The organism is Pseudoalteromonas sp. Hal040 (assembly GCF_037162425.1).
GTDB lineage: Bacteria > Pseudomonadota > Gammaproteobacteria > Enterobacterales > Alteromonadaceae > Pseudoalteromonas > Pseudoalteromonas gelatinilytica.
Genome location: NZ_JARLUU010000001.1, coordinates 1,694,949 through 1,713,528, shown reverse-complemented (window position 1 = coordinate 1,713,528; position 18,580 = coordinate 1,694,949). Strand labels below are relative to the sequence as shown.

The 18,580-nt window shown below is 40.3% G+C and carries 15 protein-coding genes; 3 read left to right on the top strand and 12 right to left on the bottom strand.

Features of this window, described 5'->3' with window-relative positions; all coding sequences use genetic code 11:
• Positions 1 to 3: 3 nt before the first annotated feature.
• On the top strand, positions 4 to 1,326 hold the full coding sequence (locus tag P4S60_RS07665; protein WP_337115534.1) for a Na+/H+ antiporter family protein: 1,323 nt from the start codon (positions 4 to 6) through the stop codon (positions 1,324 to 1,326).
• A gap of 39 nt (positions 1,327 to 1,365) precedes the next feature.
• Here P4S60_RS07665 and P4S60_RS07660 read toward each other — a convergent pair whose 3' ends face one another.
• Positions 1,366 to 3,339 carry a response regulator gene (locus P4S60_RS07660; RefSeq protein WP_337115533.1) on the bottom strand — a complete coding sequence of 658 codons (1,974 nt, stop codon included), beginning with the start codon at positions 3,337 to 3,339 and terminating at the stop codon, positions 1,366 to 1,368.
• Between the two features lie 171 nt (positions 3,340 to 3,510).
• Between P4S60_RS07660 and P4S60_RS07655 the strand changes: the two genes are divergently transcribed.
• Complete coding sequence (locus P4S60_RS07655; RefSeq protein ID WP_337115532.1) at positions 3,511 to 4,416, top strand: gluconeogenesis factor YvcK family protein; 906 nt, start codon at positions 3,511 to 3,513, stop codon at positions 4,414 to 4,416.
• Here the strand turns inward: P4S60_RS07655 and P4S60_RS07650 are convergent.
• Positions 4,381 to 4,713 (bottom strand): Hpt domain-containing protein, encoded by a 333-nt coding sequence (locus P4S60_RS07650; RefSeq protein ID WP_105180517.1) that lies wholly within the window; start codon positions 4,711 to 4,713, stop codon positions 4,381 to 4,383. The genes P4S60_RS07655 and P4S60_RS07650 overlap by 36 nt on opposite strands.
• A 20-nt stretch (positions 4,714 to 4,733) precedes the next feature.
• On the opposite strand from P4S60_RS07650, the gene P4S60_RS07645 reads away from it, so the two are divergent.
• Positions 4,734 to 5,768 (top strand): glycosyltransferase family 4 protein, encoded by a 1,035-nt coding sequence (locus P4S60_RS07645; RefSeq protein ID WP_063705275.1) that lies wholly within the window; start codon positions 4,734 to 4,736, stop codon positions 5,766 to 5,768.
• Here P4S60_RS07645 and P4S60_RS07640 read toward each other — a convergent pair.
• The 10 genes from P4S60_RS07640 to P4S60_RS07595 form a co-directional block, all read right to left on the bottom strand.
• On the bottom strand, positions 5,737 to 7,203 hold the full coding sequence (locus P4S60_RS07640; protein WP_337115531.1) for a sigma-54-dependent transcriptional regulator: 1,467 nt from the start codon (positions 7,201 to 7,203) through the stop codon (positions 5,737 to 5,739). The two genes, P4S60_RS07645 and P4S60_RS07640, sit on opposite strands and share 32 nt — an antisense overlap.
• A 103-nt stretch (positions 7,204 to 7,306) precedes the next feature.
• On the bottom strand, positions 7,307 to 8,764 hold the full coding sequence (locus tag P4S60_RS07635; RefSeq protein ID WP_337115530.1) for a SpoIIE family protein phosphatase: 1,458 nt from the start codon (positions 8,762 to 8,764) through the stop codon (positions 7,307 to 7,309).
• Positions 8,765 to 8,772: 8 nt separating this feature from the next.
• On the bottom strand, positions 8,773 to 9,471 hold the full coding sequence (locus tag P4S60_RS07630) for an AAA family ATPase (RefSeq protein ID WP_105174122.1): 699 nt from the start codon (positions 9,469 to 9,471) through the stop codon (positions 8,773 to 8,775).
• Entirely contained in the window at positions 9,468 to 11,534 is a 2,067-nt protein-coding gene (locus tag P4S60_RS07625) for an SLBB domain-containing protein (protein ID WP_337115529.1), read from the bottom strand. The genes P4S60_RS07630 and P4S60_RS07625 overlap by 4 nt, the downstream gene beginning before the upstream one ends.
• A gap of 21 nt (positions 11,535 to 11,555) precedes the next feature.
• Positions 11,556 to 12,392: an OmpA family protein gene (locus P4S60_RS07620; RefSeq protein WP_337115528.1), complete on the bottom strand. Its 837-nt coding sequence runs from the start codon at positions 12,390 to 12,392 to the stop codon at positions 11,556 to 11,558.
• Between the two features lie 8 nt (positions 12,393 to 12,400).
• Positions 12,401 to 12,721, bottom strand: coding sequence for an STAS domain-containing protein (locus P4S60_RS07615; RefSeq protein ID WP_105180513.1), 321 nt, complete (start codon positions 12,719 to 12,721; stop codon positions 12,401 to 12,403).
• 180 nt (positions 12,722 to 12,901) lie between these two features.
• Positions 12,902 to 14,689, bottom strand: coding sequence for a sugar transferase (locus tag P4S60_RS07610; RefSeq protein WP_337115527.1), 1,788 nt, complete (start codon positions 14,687 to 14,689; stop codon positions 12,902 to 12,904).
• A gap of 31 nt (positions 14,690 to 14,720) precedes the next feature.
• Entirely contained in the window at positions 14,721 to 15,800 is a 1,080-nt protein-coding gene (locus tag P4S60_RS07605; RefSeq protein ID WP_063705291.1) for a glycosyltransferase, read from the bottom strand.
• A complete protein-coding gene (locus tag P4S60_RS07600; protein WP_063705293.1) occupies positions 15,797 to 17,272 on the bottom strand; it encodes a GumC family protein in 1,476 nt (491 codons plus the stop codon). Before P4S60_RS07600 ends, P4S60_RS07605 begins: the two co-directional genes overlap by 4 nt.
• Before the next feature lie 171 nt (positions 17,273 to 17,443).
• Positions 17,444 to 18,580, bottom strand: coding sequence for a glycosyltransferase (locus P4S60_RS07595; RefSeq protein WP_138625449.1), 1,137 nt, complete (start codon positions 18,578 to 18,580; stop codon positions 17,444 to 17,446).

Sequence of the window (18,580 nt, the reverse complement as noted above, 5' to 3'; positions counted from 1 at the left end):
AATATGAATGCAGTAATTGTCGGCGTTATGTTGATGCTGATCCTGACACTTTGTCGTATTAATGTCATTGTGGCGATGACCGTGAGCGCGATTGTTGCGGGTTTAACCGCAGGCCTTGGTTTATCACAAACCGTTAATGCATTTAATGATGGCTTATCGGGCGGTGCAGAAATAGCACTGAGCTATGCGATGTTAGGTGCGTTTGCGGTGGCTATTTCTAAGTCGGGCTTAACGCGTATATTAGCGTCTAAATTGCTTAAACAGGTTAACGACAACAGCCACCAAGGCGAAACAACCTTAAGTTATTTCATATTAAGTATCATTTTACTGTGTGCGATTTCGTCACAAAATTTGATACCCGTACATATTGCGTTTATCCCTATTCTTATTCCGCCCCTTCTTGTGGTGTTTAATAAGTTACGTCTCGATAGACGTGCCATTGCGTGTATCTTAACTTTTGGCTTAGCCACCTCATATATGGTGCTGCCTTATGGTTTTGGTGGCATTTACTTGTACTCTATCTTACATAAAAACCTCACTGAAAATGGTTTAGAGATTGTAAACACACAGGTACCAATGGCGATGATCATTCCTGCTTTAGGCATGGTGTTTGGTCTATTGGTTGCTGTTTTTATCAGTTATAGAAAACGCCGTAGTTATGAGCCGCATAGCCTGACAGAGCAGCAACAAGACGTGGTCATTGAACAACCTAAGAAAGTTCTAGCAGTGGGTATTACTGCCGTGCTTTGCTCTTTAGTAGCGCAAAATATTAGTGGCTCTATGATCCTTGGTGGCCTTGTTGGGGTGGCTATATTTACTTTATTTGGTGTTGTAAAACTTGAGCAAAATGGCGATGTATTTAGTAAAGGCATCGCTATGATGGCGATGATTGGCTTTATTATGATTTCGGCGCAAGGCTTTGCTTCAGTGATGAAAGCAACGGGAGATGTCGCTTCATTAGTTAGCTCTGCCGCAGGGTTGATTGAAGGAAACAAGCCCCTCGCCGTCGCGTTAATTTTACTCGTTGGGCTATTGATCACCATGGGCATTGGTAGCTCGTTTTCGACAGTGCCAATTATAGCCACCTTGTTTGTACCACTTTGTATGGAGCTTAACTTTTCGGTAATGGCTACAGCTGCACTGGTTGGCACTGCGGGTGCGTTAGGTGATGCAGGCTCCCCTGCCTCTGACTCAACACTTGGCCCAACATCTGGTCTAAATGCTGATGGTCAACACGACCATATTTGGGATTCTGTGGTACCTACATTCATCCATTTTAATATTCCGCTACTTATTGCAGGCTGGATTGCAGCAATGGTGTTGTAAAGCAGAGTTACTTATTTAAAAGCCCCATTTGGGGCTTTTTTATTGGCTAAACAAAATACGTAATGCACGATTTAAATCATGAAAGCGAATGGGTTTTGTCAGTACTTTGTTCATACCTGCGTCTAGGCAAGTCGCTTTATCTTGATGTGAAGCATTCGCTGTTAAGGCCACAATTGGCAGACTCATTTGCAACTCATTGCGAATGTATTTGGTTGCGGTGATGCCGTCCATCACCGGCATCATCATGTCCATCAGAACTAAATCAAAGTTTTGTTGTTGCACTTTATCAATGGCTTGTTGGCCATTATCTGCAAGGGTGACATGGTGATTGAGCTTTTCTAAAAATGCTTTAATTAATACTTGGTTAGTTTTGTTATCTTCGGTGACAAGAATAGACATGGGTTCAAGTGTTTGCTCATGCTCAATGGCTTGCTGATCATCGGCAACAACAGAATATGGAATATAAATGGTAAATTTAGTGCCAATATTGATAGCACTTGCCACTCTTATTTCGCCTTTCATTAAATCGACTAGACTTTTGGTAATGCTAAGTCCAAGCCCAATTCCCTCTACTTGTCGATTAACACCATAATCATGCTGTTTAAAAGCATCATAAATGGTCTCTATTTGCGATTGTGAAATCCCCTGCCCAGTATCAGCGACTTCAAATAATAAATGGGTATCATTAAAATCAGCTCTGAAATTGACCGTGCCTACTTTGGTAAATTTAAAGGCGTTATCTAAAATATTAAATAGGATTTGCCCAACCCGAACGCCATCAATGTTTATTTTATTTGGCAAGCCATCTTTTATTTCAGTTGAAAACATCACTTTAGAGCCCTGTGTTGTTTCTTGAAATTGAGCGGTGATGTTTTTAACGAGCGCATTTATATCTGTTGCTTTAACATCAAGCTCCATCGAGCCACTTTCAATTTTCGAAAAATCCAACACATCACTGATCAAATCCAGTAATAAGTCAGAGCTTGAATTTGCATAATCTAGCCAGCGCGTTTGTTTATCGTTAAGTTCCGAGTCTGCTAATAGTTCGAGCATACCGACTATCGCATTCATCGGCGTTCTAATTTCATGAGACATCACCGTTAAAAACTGTGACTTTGCAAGGTTTGCTTCTTCGGCTTTTTCTTTGGCTAATTGCAGTGCTTGCTCACGGTCTTTATTGACGGTGATATCTTTGGCTATACCTAAATAGCCACGAAAATTACCATTTGCATCAAATTGTGGCTTGCCACTGAACGACACCCAAGCAGGCGGTGAACAATTTACTTCAAATTCAAAATCTAGAAACTCAGCTTGTTCAGCAAGTAAATGTTTAAAGTGAGACCACTTTTTTAATTGCTTTTGCTCTTGCGCGGTGATGATAGCATCAAAGTTTTTATGTAAAAAATGGCGTTTATACAAATTACTGTGGCTGGCTGTGGTTAATACATTAATAAACTGCTCTTCTTTGTTGGTGCGCCAAAACCATTCACTGGCAAAATCTCGGAACAACTCAGACAGCTCCCCAAGGCGGGTTAACAATGAGGTAGAATGAAACTTTTGGCGATTAAGCCGCGTTTGATTTGAGAGTTGTAAAGCCGCTTGTTGCAGCAAGATCATGATGCCTGTTTCTGATTTATCACTAAATTTCGCTTGCTCTGTGATATCAAAAAACACCATGCACTGGGTTGTGTGATCTGAAATATCAATTCTAAAAATCAAGGCATTATGCAGTTCAGTATTATTACAAAAAAGCATGTTATCTTCAGAAAACAGCCAAGGTGAAGATGCTTGCTGTAACTTGGTTTTTAATAACCCTTCGTCAAACTCAAGATACTTAAGCGTGCGCATCTCAAGTGTCATTTTTAACTCTTCAATATTAATCAAACAAAATTCTTTAAATGAAAAATACGGTAACAGCACTTTTTCAAGTTGCGCTTTCAGTGCCCGGCTATCATTGATGCCGTGAAACTGCCTAAGCTCAAGTTGTAATTGTTCTAAGTTGAACTGTGCCATTGCCATTCCTAATTAATATTGCATCGCATAATGCAAATATAGAAAACAGATTTCAGTTTAGCCATTAATTCTTGAAATTAAATTATTAAATTTCATTGTGTTATATAAATTCAAAGACTTGGTACGCGCTATGCTTTTTAGTCAGTAATAGAGTTCAATGAGGTATCAGTCATGAAAATAGTATGCATAGGCGGCGGGCATGGTTTATCCCATATGTTAAGCGCAATCAGACCTCACTGCGCAGAATTAACAGCAATTGTAGCCACGACAGACAACGGGGGCAGTACGGGTAAATTGCGCGAAAGCCAAGATGTGGTTGCACTGGGTGATATTAGGCGTTGTTGTTTGCAACTAGCCGACGATGATTCTTTGGTTCATCAAGTATTTCACCATCGTTTTGAAGGTGGTGAGCTCGATGGCCACAGCCTTGGCAACCTTGCCTTATTAAGTCTGACCCAACAAACCAACTCTGCAACTCAAGCAGTTGCTTGGTTTAATGCCATGCTAGGTAACTCAGAAACAATACTCCCTATGTCTGATGAACCAGCTGATTTATTAGCGGTAATGCCATCGGGTGTAAAAGTTTTTGGTGAATGTGAAATTGATTCACTAGATGTACTGCCTGACTATGTCACCCTCTCGCAAGATGTCAATGCGGCCCCTGGGGTGGTTCAAGCAATTCATAATGCAGACATGCTGATAATTGGTCCAGGTAGCTTAATAACCAGTGTGATGCCAGCCATGTTAGTTGAAGACATTGCAAAAGCGGTGCAAGAAACATCGGCGTGTCGCGTGTTTATTGAAAATATTGCTAAAGAAGCCAGCGTGATTAAATCGCTCGATATGAAACCGGTTGATTGGCTAGAAGGCATGCTCGGATACAGCTTTTGTGATTTAAGTATTTCACTGGATGCATTGAGTGAAATTGTCTCTCATTTTAATGATGTTGTTAAATCACCCAATCAACAGCACGACATTGAGCAATTAAGTAATGTGTTTGCTGAAATTTTAAAAATGCCATTAATTTTAGAAACTGAGCGACTAGTTAATTCCGATCAAGCTTTGCGCATGGGTTAAGGTTTGCGCAAATTGGTCTTGCAGTAATGCAATAAGGCTTTGTAATTCATCATCGTATTGTGATGTTTTCGCTTTTTGCTCGATTTGCTCAGCAAGGCCGCCTACGGCTAATGCACCGTAGCTGCGACTACTGCTTTTTAGGCTATGGGCATTTATTTCGATTTCTGATTGTTTCGTTGCATCAGCAAGATCAGCAACGATTTGGCGGGACTCAGTGATATAAACCTGTAAAAGCTGTTTTGCTAGGTCGTCACCAACATCCTGTTGTAATTGAGCATAGGTCGCTGTATCTATCATGGTCTCACCTTGGAGTGAATATGAAATATAGTGTTATTTTATTTGTAGATTCAAGCTTAATTGGTGGCATCGAAAGCCATTTGATTGCCATGAGTAAGCTATTAGAACGATATAATATTATGAGCTCGGTACTATTTTATCAAGATCATAATAATCGTGAGTTTTATCATCGCTTAGAAAAAGCGAATATCACTTACGGTTTTGCTGGCGGAAATTTAAAAAGCTTGAACGAAATACTAAAAATGTTTCCTCGTTCAGCGTTACTACACACCCATGGGTACAAGGCAAGTATCATGGGGAAGTTGGTGTGTCGCTGGCAAAACCGCCCTTGTATTTCTACCTATCACGCAGGTGAAGCAGGTGTCGGCAAAGTGTATTTTTACAATAAGCTTGATAAGCTTCTGAGCTACTTTTCTTTAAACTTTGCCGTGTCGAACTCGTTGACCAAAGAGCTCTACAATGCGGAGTTACTTGAAAACTTCATCTCAGTGAAAAAACCTACAAAACTAAGAATACTACGTAGCAAACAGGAGATTAATATTGGCTTTGTGGGTCGTTTATCTCATGAAAAAGGGCCTGATATTTTCATTGAAGCGGCTAAACATTCTGCATCAACAAACTTGAACTTTCATATGTTTGGCGATGGGCCTATGGTGAATGAACTTGATTTATCAGCGGTCAATTATCATGGTCAATGTGAACAACAACAAATATGGCAACAACTCGATGTATTGGTGATCTGCTCTCGCGCAGAAGGACTTCCAATGGTGGCATTAGAAGCAATGTCGCATGGGGTGTTAGTGATTGCTGCAGCGGTTGGGCAATTGCCGCATATTATCAATCATTTATCTAATGGATTAATGATGGGCGAAAGCTCGGCTCAGGCACTCCAAAAACAGCTTAAAAACGTTGAAATGCTGAGCACTGAGCAAAAACAATACATGCTTAACAATGCACAAAAATTAATTCAGCAACGCTTTTCAGGTGAACAACAATTTAAACAGCTAGATCGCGTTTATAACACTAGCTTACTTGCATCTCTTCCCAACTTTTGATTTTACGATAAATCGTGGAAGGGCTCACATCTAATAAAGCTGCTGCTTTAGGTATGTTGTTATCACAGGCGTCAATTGCTTGTTCAATGTAGCGTTTTTCGACTATCCAAAGTGGTTCTATGTCTGCTTGAGAAAAACCAACTTGTGAAGACACATAGGATGTATTGTTCACACTTGTAGCGAGTTCATTGGTCGAAGATGCGACACTTTGCGTAACAGCTTCTAACTGATTAGACGCAGTAACAGGTGTAGCCGCATGGCTTTGGTTTTGTGCATTTGGCAATGCGGGGATCATATTTGCTTCAATAAACGCTTCATCGTGTAACACAAGGATATTACGGATCGTGTTTTCTAATTGGCGAACATTACCAGGCCAGCCATAACTCAAAAATAAGTTCCTTACTCCTTCAGACATGCCTTTATATGAGCGCCCTTCTTCTTTACTTATTTTTTTGAATAATGCGTCCGCAATTTCAATAACATCTTTACCACGTTGTTTTAATGGCGGTAACGCGATTGGAATAACATGTAAACGGTAATACAAGTCTTCACGAAAACGCCCTTCTTGCACTTCAAGTAATGGGTCTCGATTAGTCGCACACACAAAGCGTACATCTACTTTGACTTCTTTTTCGCTTCCCACTTGTTGGTAACAACCAGTTTGAATAAAGCGCAGTAGCTTACTTTGTAAGTTGATGTCCATTTCACATAGTTCATCTAAAAACAAAGTCCCGCCGTCAGCTTGGCCTGCGGCCCCTTCACGATTAGCAATAGCACCAGTAAACGCCCCTTTTAAGTGGCCGAATATTTCACTTTCGATTAAATCTTTTGGGATGGCTGCACAGTTAAGGGCTACAAACGGTTTGTTAGCGCGCGGTGACGCTAAATGTACCGCACGGGCGCACAGCTCTTTACCCGTTCCACTTTCACCGGTAATAAACACAGTGGCTTTACTCGCCGATGCTGACTTTATGATTTGGTAAACCGATTGCATTTCGGATGAACTGCCGATCAGGTCGTAATATTTACCGTTTTCGTAGGTTGTTTGATAGCTTTTAACTGTTTGTTTTAAATCTTTGAGCTTTAATGCGTTGTTTACTGTGATGCGAAAACGATCTGCTTCGATCGGTTTTTCTAAAAAGTCACTGGCACCTAGTTTAATCGCTTTAATGGCCATTTCTTTGGTTGCATGCCCTGTTAGAACAATCACTTGTGGTGCCGTATCTGAATCTAAAGACGATAAAATATCAAGCCCATTCATATCAGGCAGCATAACATCTAAAATCACTAAGTCAGGTTCAAACTCGTTTAGTGCGCACATAGCTTGCTCACCATTGTAGGCAATGCGAGTTTCAACCCCTGTTGGGATCAAATATGATTGGTACATCAGCGCAAGCGATTCTGTATCTTCAACAATGAGTATTTTAGGTGGCATTACTGACTTCCTTTATTATCGTTTTATGCTGAGATAAAGTGATTATTTAACAGATCCTTACTAGTAGCTTAGTGTGTATTCAGTGGGTTTGTAAACTCAAACTTTAGTGTTTATTGATCACAATTAATGAGGCATCGTCTATTTCAGCCGATAGTTTTACTTGGCTTGCTTGCCAAAGAGCATAGGCAAACTCCTCACTGTGTAAGTTATCATGCGTTAATTTAGCAATGATTTGGTCAACCTCACTCATCTTCTGATTATCAAGCCAGCCATCGGTAAATAATAAAATCTGCGCAACATCACTTAAGTCATAGCGGTAATGCTGGTATTGATGGTCGTCAGAAAGGCCTAACAAAGGATCAGTTCCGCTAAGTTGAAGCAGCTTTCCTTGTGTTGTTATCACGCAAGGGGCTGGGTGACCTGCGTTAAACCAATGAAGTGTATTATTTTCGATAAAGCCAATTAATAATGTTACTAGGCTGTTTTTACAAAGCCGTTGTTCATAAAGTGCCTGATTCAGTGTCTTTAAAACATCGGTTAATGGAATTGGTGTCGCTAAACAGCCACTTAAAAAACCTTTTATAGCAAAACTTTCTTTGAGGGCTGTTATACCGTGTCCCATCATATCGCCGATTATAATGGGTGTTTGCTGCTGGTGGGGGTACATACAAAAATCCCCGCCATTTTGACTGATGATTGAGCCAAAATTATACGCATTAAACTCGCCTATTTTTTGTTTGGTTTGCATACGTTCTTCATTGATTAAATACTTTAGTGCTGAAAAACGATGCACAATCCGCTCAATACTTTGCAGTAAACGTGTTTTGCTAACTGGTTTTACTAAATAATCATCAACCCCCAATAGGTTTATGCGCTTTATTAGCTCTTCACTGTCATCACCTGTAAGCATCACTACAGATAAATTTGTTTTAAGATTAGATTGATTTAGCTTTTTAAGTAATGGCTCACTGGTACCATTTTTGAGTTTATGATCAAGCAGCAAAATTGTAGCGCCAGAGGTAAGAATTTCTTGCCAGCCTGACTCACTGTCTTCACAGCAAATCACCTGAAAATGTTCAGACAAATAGGCATTAAGCAAGGCAAGCTGGGCTTTATCATCGTCAATGTAGATGAGTGTGGGTCGTTTATCTATATTGGTTAAACAAAATGAAAATATGTTTTGCTGATCGACAGTTTTATAGCTGGCATTAGGAAAGTAGTGCTTTATAAGCGCCACCCCCATGCCCCCTTCAACTAACTCGCCACTGTCTATTTGCCACTGATTAGGTTGTTGATTAAATAAGTCATAGCTTGGCATGCTGTCTTTAAATTCAATCAATAGTTGTTTGTCTGCAAGTTTATGCATAGAAAACTGCACAAACCTAGCCGTTTCATCACTATGGCGTAACAGATTAGTGAGGTATTCGGTAGCGACTAACCCTGCTGCATCAATATCTTGATTTTTAACACTGATCGCCGTTAAAACATGCTTTAAAATATGGCGAATTTCGCTGACCGTAGGCCAATCTAAATTAAAAGTCTTTTGATATAAGCAGTCCATTCAGAGTCTCAGTGGGGTAAAAATAACCAACGCTGTTTAATAACTTTGTTTAATAGATACTCTGTTAGTTTAGGCCATTTTGGCTGAAATGCTTTAAGAGTTCTGACGATACGGCTACCTAAAGGTGCAAATTGATGCTGGGCAACAACTATTTTTATCTTAGTTACACCAGCATGTTCTAAATTCGCCATTCCATGACACAAGGCTTCTTCATCGTTATAGCCAAGCGATACAGTTAAAAATGTGAGATCAGTACATAGACTTAGCGCATGCAGTGGCACATTACCGCGATTACATTTTAACGCCGGGCTCATATCTAAAAAAATATAGTCGTACTCTTGTTTTATCCGTTCAATGGCGTCATTCAGCACATTTTTACTTTTAACTGATTCAAGCTCTCTTAAGTGTTGCATAGTCAGTAAATCAACTTGCTCAGTATTAATGATATTCAGCTGACATGAGATATCACTAAAGCACCATGATTCAACTGTGTCTGGTTGTTCAAATTTAAACGGATTGAGCGGGTTTAAATCGATGATTAAAACTTTGGCCGCCTGTAAACTTAAACGTTTAGCTACACTGGCACATAGCGATGTAGAGCCTTCATTCCCCGTTAATGAGATAAAGCAGATACAACGTGCTTTAGTGTTATCTATCTCGTTACACACGGCTTCAAGTTCTTGGTATTGCGCTGGTATTAGTTTCATAAGCCCACCACTAAAGCAACAACAGTAATAAAATCTAAGAAGTTTGATTTAAACTGACTCATTAAATCTTGTCCTTTATCTGGTACATAAAGGGTATCGCCAGCGCGTAACACAGGGATATACGCAGAGTTAGGGTTTTTAACGAATTCTTCTAAATCAAACACACGAGACTGCTCTTTACAGCATGAGTGATTGACCACCACAATTTTGTCGATAAGCGCTGAGCTCGATGGACCGCCCGCTTCTGCAAGTACATCAAGTACCGTCATGGTGTCATCAAAGCTGTAACGACCTGGCTTTTCAACCGCCCCCATAATACGAACTACTTGCTCTTTCGGTGTACGTAGCCAGTCTTTATCTTTTTCTGGAATGTAGATGGTATCGCCCGGTAACACATGCGGGAATAAGGTTTCATCACCGGTTTCAAAATACAGTGCAAGGTTTAACTTGCTAACTCTTGCGGTGTTATCATTGCGATGTGTAATACGAATATTACGTAAATCAGCGTTATCTGTAGGGCCATCAGCGGCGGCTAAAATGTCGATAAAGTGCATATTCGTGTTAAATGCATAACGACCTGGTGAGCCCACCTGCCCCATAATATAAATTGATTTGCTTGATTCTTGACGGATCCATTGTGATTTATTGTCTGCAGGGTCAACCGGTAACTCTTCAACAATAATGGTGTCGCCAGCCAATAAATTAGGTAAAGCATATTTGCCTGAATCATTAATCGTGTATTGCTCTAAATCAAAACGTTTAGTGATTTCGCCGTTTCTAACAATTTTAATGTCATTGATATTTGCCCCTTTGGTTGGACCGCCGGCATGGGCCAGTAAGTCTGTAAAGTCCATTTCAGGGCTCCACTCATAACGACCCGGCGATAAAATGGCGCCGATAATTTTAATGGCACGCTTAGGAGGAACTTTTAACCAGCTTTTTTCATTTTGATCAGTTTTTTCTGGTACAAAAATCACATCGCCTGGGTTTAGATTCGGCACTTTTACAGCAATGAGCCCTTCACTGTAGCCTTGCAGGTCAAACAGGATGCTTTCGCCGGCTGGCGTTAAGATTTTTATTTGACGCGTTTCGGCAAAGCGAGTTGGCCCACCTGCATTGGCAAGTATGTCTAAGAAGCTGGTGTTATCTGCTGCTTCATAAGCGCCAGGCTTTTGTACTTCACCCATGATATAGACAGTTCTTGATGTGGTATTTACATCATCAACCATAATTGGCACATAGATGGTTGAGCCTGCTTTAAGCTGTGGCATGGTATCGTTATTGGGTTTATCTAAATAAGCTTTTAAATCAAATACAACCGGTGTCTTATCGACAATAACGCGAATTTTCGTCACATCTGCATAGCGTGTTACCCCTTCGGCACGCATCAGAGCATCAAGTACACTCATGTTTTCTTTAAATGAAAAGCTGCCCGGATTGTGTACTTCGCCAAGCAATGTGATAGCACTGTTATCACTTGCGTCACCGGATGCACTTAACGTTTGTGCATCAAAGTCGATTTGCACGTTTCCTAATAATGGTGACACAGGGACAAATACCGTGTCTGCACTTTGAAGCGCGGGAAGCAAATCAATGTTGCCTGAGTCTAGGTAGGCTTTATAGTTAAACTCAATCATCTCGCCGGCACGGCGAATTTGTAAACGGTCAAGCTGAGCGCCTGGTTTTAATCCACCTGCTCGCGCAATTACCATTTGAATATTGCCATCTTTAGGGATGCTCACTTGCGATGGATCGTTCACATAGCCCATTACATTAATGAAAATATCACGAGAGTGAATTTCAACGTAAAAGTCATCCATCGCCACATACATTTCACTTAATGCTGTGCGTAGTTGGCTTTGCACATCATCAAGCTGTAAGCCTGCTACTTTAAAACGACCTAGCTCAGGTAAGGTAATTGTGCCTTCTTTATCAACTTCAAACGGTTCGCTAAATTCAGCTTCACCGGGTAAATATAAGTAAAGTTTATTACCTACTTCTATTTCTTCGGCGAAAGTCGGTAAGGCGAAAATCAGTAAGCAAAGTAAGATTAACTGTTTCATGTTATTGCTCCTTAGGACCATTTAGGATTTTGGTCCAGCTGGATAATGCATGGCTTTGTTTCGTGCTTTTTCTTCATTCATGTCGATAATAATCGCTTCAACACGTCTATCAGAATGGCGTTTTGATCGTGAGTCAGGTTCATCACTGTATGGCGTTAAACTACCCTGCGTTAAGGTGGTGATGGTTGCTGGATTCACCCCATAAATGCCAAGCCAGTGTTTCACTGTTTCTGCCCGTTTAAGTGCTAACTCGTAGTTATTTTGTTGCTGACCACTTATATCTGCATGACCAACAAGCAGTAAGTCCACTGCATCAACTTGCTTAATTAAGTCAGCCGCTTGCGCTAAACGTGTTAAGTATTTCGGAGTAACCTGAAAATCGTTTAGCGAAAACTGATTATCACTGTTTAAAAGCTCGCTGATTTGATCTTTTAACGACGCCGTCATGGTTGTCTCAGATTGTGTTCCTCCTGCACATTGGCTCATTGCGTTGACGGTCTCAAAGTGCTTAGCAAGCTGATTTAAGCCATGATAATGAATCAATAAGTCATGCTCAGCATCAGACCACATTTGCGCAGCTATAAGGCGTCTAATACGGTTTTCGTAAATTTGCGCTTTAAGTAATTGGGCAGGCATACACTGCTTAATACCTTGTGCTTTTAATAGATCTAACTTTAAAACATGATGTTGAAATTCACTCAATACGACCGTTTCTTGCGTGTCGTAAATCATCTCGTGTTGCTCATCAGTTAGCGGGTAATTTTGATATTTTTCAGCCCAGCCTCCTTGCCCTTCATCAGGCCAAGAAGCACATCCACCAAGCGTGAGCAAAATGACTGTAAATAGTATGTGCTTCATAAATCACCTCACGCGATATCAGCTTGTTCGATAAATGGAATCGTTTTATCAACCCTTAATAGGCTCATTAACTTATGCGGTTGCCCAGACACATTAAGCAGTGATAGTTTTTGCCCTTTTTTCTCGATACGTTTATATAAAAACACCATGGCACCGATGCCAGATGAATCAATGAACGTCGTCGAGGTAAAATCAAGAACCACACTTTGTTGTTTGCCGTGTGCAACTTCTTCAAATTGGTCTTTAAAGCCATCAACGGCAAGACCAGAGAAATCAGTTGGTAGTGAAATTAGTTTGGTTTCGTTTGAGAATGTAGTGTTGTTAGCCATGATCTGCACCTTTGTATAATGGGTTAGTCATAGTAACTAGTACAACTAGAATGCCAGTTTATAAAGCATTGATATTTAATAGTTAAATGTTGAGGCGATGCATAATGCAATTAACTTTTTACTGTTAATTTGCATTATGCAACGTGATTTGCTTAATTGATATTGCAAAAAGCTAGTTAGTTATTGGCCTTTTCCGGTAAAAACGACCTGTAATGTTTTAAGCACAATTGAAAACTCTAGTTTTGCCCAAGCTCGTGGTGACGACATACTGAGTGAGTAAGCGTAATCCCAGCCAATTTTACTGCGTGCATCATCAATCGTTTCGTCATAGCCATTCATCACCTGCGCAAGGCCAGAAATACCTGGTTTAACGCCATAAGTACGCTGGCAAAAGTAAGGGATATCTTTTTCAAGTTTACCGTAGAATTCGGGGCGCTCAGGGCGTGGCCCAATTAATGACATCTCACCTTTAAGTACGTTAATTAACTGTGGGAGCTCATCAATCCGGGTTTTACGCATGAAACGCCCGACCGCTGTTATTCTTGGGTCATCTTTACTGGCCCACACAGCGCCTGAACGTGACTCCGCATCAACTACCATAGAGCGAAACTTATAAACATAAAATAGCTCAACAAAATCATCAGAGCTTTCACCTACCCTAAGTTGCTTAAAGATGATTGGCCCTTTTGAGGTTAGCTTTATTGCCAATGCGGCGATTAAACACACAGGCCAAACAAGACTTAGCGCAAATAAGGCACCTGTAATATCTAAGCTTCGCTTAATGATTTTAATAACCGATTTTGTTGGTTTTTTACTTGCCGTTTTCACCCGTTGCCATGGGTTATTAAAATAACCTTGCTCGTAACGGATGATCCCCCAAAGTGCTAAAAAGTAGCTATTTAAGATGTAATTCACTTTATCGACGATAGGAATATGTTTTTTAATCTCGAATAGCGTTTTAATCGCTTGCACGGTATGAAGTGATAAAATTGCTGCTGCGATAAGTTCAGACCACAACGACTGCGACACGAGGGATTCTAAAAAGACACAGACATAAATACCCGCTAAAATAACTGGCATCACTCCACGTAGGACTTTATGCGAAAAGAAATTTAGACACGTCCAGCCTAAGCGTGGATTAAGTAATAAAAGCAGTGCTTTAATCTGCTGCCAGTTACCAGCGCCAACACGTACTCTGCGTTTATAATCTTCGCTTTGTTCGTCGCATTCACGTTCGTAAATGACCACCTCTTCATCAACAATGGCTTTACCCCCTTTGCTTAACGCTTTCATTGATAACACGAAGTCGTCGTTGATGGTGTTTTTCTCTAATTCACACGCGTATTCAGCGCGCATGGCGAACATCGCACCGGGTACGCCAATCACGGCACCAAGGTTTGACTCTGATTTTTTAACCTTATTTTGATACTGCCAATAAGCTTTTTGCGCATCAGGGGCATTTTCATCTAAGGTGTAAATACCGGTCGAAATAGCGACCTTAGGATCACTAAACTGTTGAGCTACTTTGTCTAATGCATCTATGCTGAGTAATGCACTGACATCGGTGAAAAGCAAAATGTCGTTATGGTATTTGGCTACGCCCATTAAGGTGTTTAATCCTTGAACTTTACCTTGGTTTTCATCACGAAAATGAAAGAAACACTTTACACCTTGTTTATGTAAAACCTGTTGAGCTTTAAGGGCTTGTTGATAACTTTTATCGGTGCAGCCATCAAAATATACATGAATAGTGTAATGGTTCGTGTCATAAACCAGTGATGCTAAGTTATGTAGCTTTTCTGCTATGTGGGCTTGTTCATTATAAGCGCACATCAAGATAGCAATGTTAGGGAGTGTTTTTTCATCGTATTGTGCAGGTTTAACCGGTTTTACTTTTTGTGCTAACGCACTTAAGTAATAACGGATAACCAATGTGATGATACAGCGCAACACACAGTAAAATGACAAATAAGGTCGTTAAAATAGTCATGATTGGCTCCTACACTGCTAAAGCAGAATATAAACTATCGTATTTACTGCTCATGGTTCTTGCATCAGCAACAGCAATAGCGTGATGACGAATACATAAACCATGCGGTAGTTTGCTTGCTCTTAAAATTGCTGGGGCAAGCTGGCTAAATTCTTTAGGAGAGACAAGCTCTCCTTCGTTAGCAGTGAGCACTTCATTAATTCCGCCAACATCGGATGCAACTACGGGAATACCACAAGCCATGGCTTCAATAATTGACAGTGGTAAGCCTTCACGTTGTGAGTACAAACACATAACATCGATACTTGAATAAAATGCGCGCATATCGTGAACATTACCAAGAAAATGAACACGCTCGTTTAGCCCTAAATTACGCACTAAATTCATTAACCCCACTTTCTGGTCGCCATCTCCTGCAAATACCATATGATAGTTTTGAGGTAAGTAATGCAAAGCGTGAATAAGATCTTTGTGCCCTTTGCCATCTATTAAGCGTGCCGCACAGCCAACCAGTTTTATCTTTTTTGGTAAGTTAAGCTGATCTCTTGCCGTGTCTTGCGAGATTGCTATAAAGCTATCGCAATCAATGCCATTTAAAATGGTTCGTTCTGGGATAATGGCTGTTTTGGCTCTAAATTCATCGGCAACTATTCGCGCATCTGCGACCCAATAAATGTTCGTCATCGAATCAAGTAACTTTGTAAATGTGCATTGCTTAACATTGTTCAAATACCAAGCGTCATGAATGGTTGATATGTGGCGAACTGAATCACCCGACAATGCGCACGCTAAGCCCGCATAAATAACTGGGCCAACATGATGGCTATGGATGATATCGATATCGTGCTCTTTAACTAAAGACTTAATCTTTGCGATAACAGAAAAGCTGATACCGGGCTTTTTATTTAAGCAAATAACACGATGGCTAAATTCTTCTAATTCGGGCCACTGTTCAAAAGCAGACTGTCTGTCTCCTTCGAGCGAAACAATGATGCTAGAGCGGCTAAATTGACTATTTTTGAGAAGTGTAATTGCCATTTTTTCAAGGCCACCTACTTGCAGGTGTTGAACTAAGTGCATGACATTCATGATTTATCTCCTTCAATGTTACCGAAGTTAGTCTCGGCATTGACGATAGGAAGTACTGTTACCACCTGTGCGCTGGTAAGTTTTTCAATGGTTTTAATATCTTTGAGGTGGCTATCACAAAGCGCTGCAACAAATACACTTGCACCACCTGTGAAAATACCAAGAATGAGACCCACAATGACAGTCATCACCATAGAGGTATTGATTGGTTGAGTCGGGCTGTAAGCTCGTTCTATGGTTTTTACTTTATCTGGACCTTCGTATTTAACTAACTTGCCTGTTACTTTCGCCATTTCATAACGGCTAAGCATGTCTTTATAAAGTGATTGCTTAACTTCGTAATCGCGCTCTAATTTGCGTAACTGTTTTTCAACATCGCTGGTTACTAACAAACGTTCACTTACAAGTTTTACCTGCTCTTCTAACATCGCAAACTCTTGCTCTTGCTGAAGTAAATTATTGCGGGCTTCTTCTAGGGCAAGTAATTGAGAGACCAAAACACTACTCTCTTTGCCATCACCAGATGGTAAGGTGTTTACCATTTGCCATAACTGATCGAGGTTTGTGGTATCGAGCTTTTCGCTTGATTCTAATAACGCCTGTTGACGGTTTTTTAAATTTGCGAGAGTGCGCTTCTTCTCTATGATTTTGCTGTGTTTTTCGGTGTAGCGTGTGCGTAAAAGACTTAACTCAGATTCAGTACGGACTATTTTTTCTTCTAAATTGCCTAAAATTGGGTTTGCTTGACCAACCTTGCTCACCAGTGCATTTAGCTTTGCTTTGGCACCTGAAAGAGCAATCAGCTTTTGTTGTTTCTCGCTTAGTAAATTATCAAAGGTTTGACGATTACTGTGTAATACATCAGGTAAGGTATTGCTGTTTTGTGTTTTAAAGACAGCTAATGCTTCTTCTGAAAGCTCAAGTTCTTCTCGTAAACTATCAAGTTGTTTAAAGAAAAACTGCTCAGAGGTATCCAGTGATGCCTTCGTTGGGGCAAGTAAGCGTTCGATAAATTTTTCGACCACCTTTTCTAGCACAGGCTTCATTTGCGTTTGGTCATGCCAAATAAAGTTAATACGTACCAGCTCATCGCCAATTAAAGAAAGCGATAAGGCTTTTGAGAGTTGTTGATGAATTTCTTCTACTTGTTTGGGTGGCGCATCTTCTGCGATTAATTGAGTTTCTTTAGCAACCGCGATAAGTACTTTGCGACTAATAACTAAGGTACGCAGTGCAGCCATACGATCAGAAAGCTGAAACGAGAAAGAAAGATCATCTAAATAAGGATTCAGTAACGCTGACTCTTCAATCAAAATCGTTGCGTGATTGGTATATTGCTTTTGAGCTGATAATCCAAGTGCGATAACGACAATTGGAATAATGCAAAACGGAATGATAAAGAGCTTAATACGCGTGTATAGCGCATAAAGCCCTAAATAAATTAACCGTTTGATCTGCTCTTTTACTAACATGTTTTACCTTTTGCTTTGCATTTTGCGAAATTACTCTGTGTTAATTCGCAAATTGATAAAAATTGACCGAGATTTTCTTAGCTAATTAGTAAATTGCAGTTAGTGAGCCAAAATGAAAAAAGCTGCATGATGAAGCGATACAAGATGCAGCTTTTGGGTTGAATAGTTTAATCAGCAAAATCTAAGTTGCTTGCAGACTAATGAGGCTTTTGCTTGCCAACTATGGTTATGTGCAAGCAATGACTGGTTTGCGCGCCAATTTAAGAAATCAGATTTACTTAAGCTCACAGCATAATCAACGCGCTCAATAAAGCCCTGATGGTTGTCAGCGATTAAGATCGTTTCTTGGTATGGGTCAACCGCAGCAAAACGTGTGGTTACGATGGGTGTGCCCGTCGCTATGTATTCTTTTAATTTAAGAGGATCACAGGCTCTGATCTGATCGTTATCAACAAACGGTAAGATGGATACCTGCCAATGCTGCGAAAATGAGGCTAGACGCTGATGATCAACAGCCTCTATGTGCGTTACATTCTGACGTTTTAGAAGCTGTTGGAAATCCTCTACTAGATGGCCAATTAGCACTATTTGATAGTCTGGCCTCTCTTTAGCGAGCTTTAACAATAAGGCTTTATCTAACCAGGCATTGAGAGAACCATAAAAGCCAATGATAGGTTTACTTATATGCTCAAGTTCAGAGGCTTTCGCGGTTTGCGTAGTAAAAAGCGCTAAATCGACACCATGTGAGAGCATTTTTACTTTGTGCTTTGGCATTTTGTTGGCAAGACGCTCACTGACAACATAAATAGTGTCTGCTTTTTCAATAAGCTCATGTTCAAACGGCGCAACCATTTTATGATCAACGCCTGCAAGAGCTGCGAAATCATCGCCACAATAATACACCACTTTATCCTGCTCGCGCGGCGCAATTAAACTGATTGCTGTTGGCACACTTAGCCAATAAACAATTGGCTCATCGTCTATAAAATTTTTCCGTTGAAAAACCCATTTATTAAATAACCTTACTAAAACGTTATCGTGCCAAGGTAAAACCGCTAATGTGTGTGCAGTGAAATTGTCATCGTTTATTTTGTTTGCTGTTCGATTGTTTTTCGTTTTCTTTGTTGATAATAAAAGGCTTTTTAATTTATTGAAGACCCGCTTTACATCAACTAAACGCAATGTTGGTTTACGCATACCTATCGAGTTAATCCAAATAACGGAGTGCTGTTGTGCCAGTTGTTTGAACAAATGCTGAGTACTGCTTGGGTGGCTTTGCCAATCTTCACCAAATACAATGAATTTCAT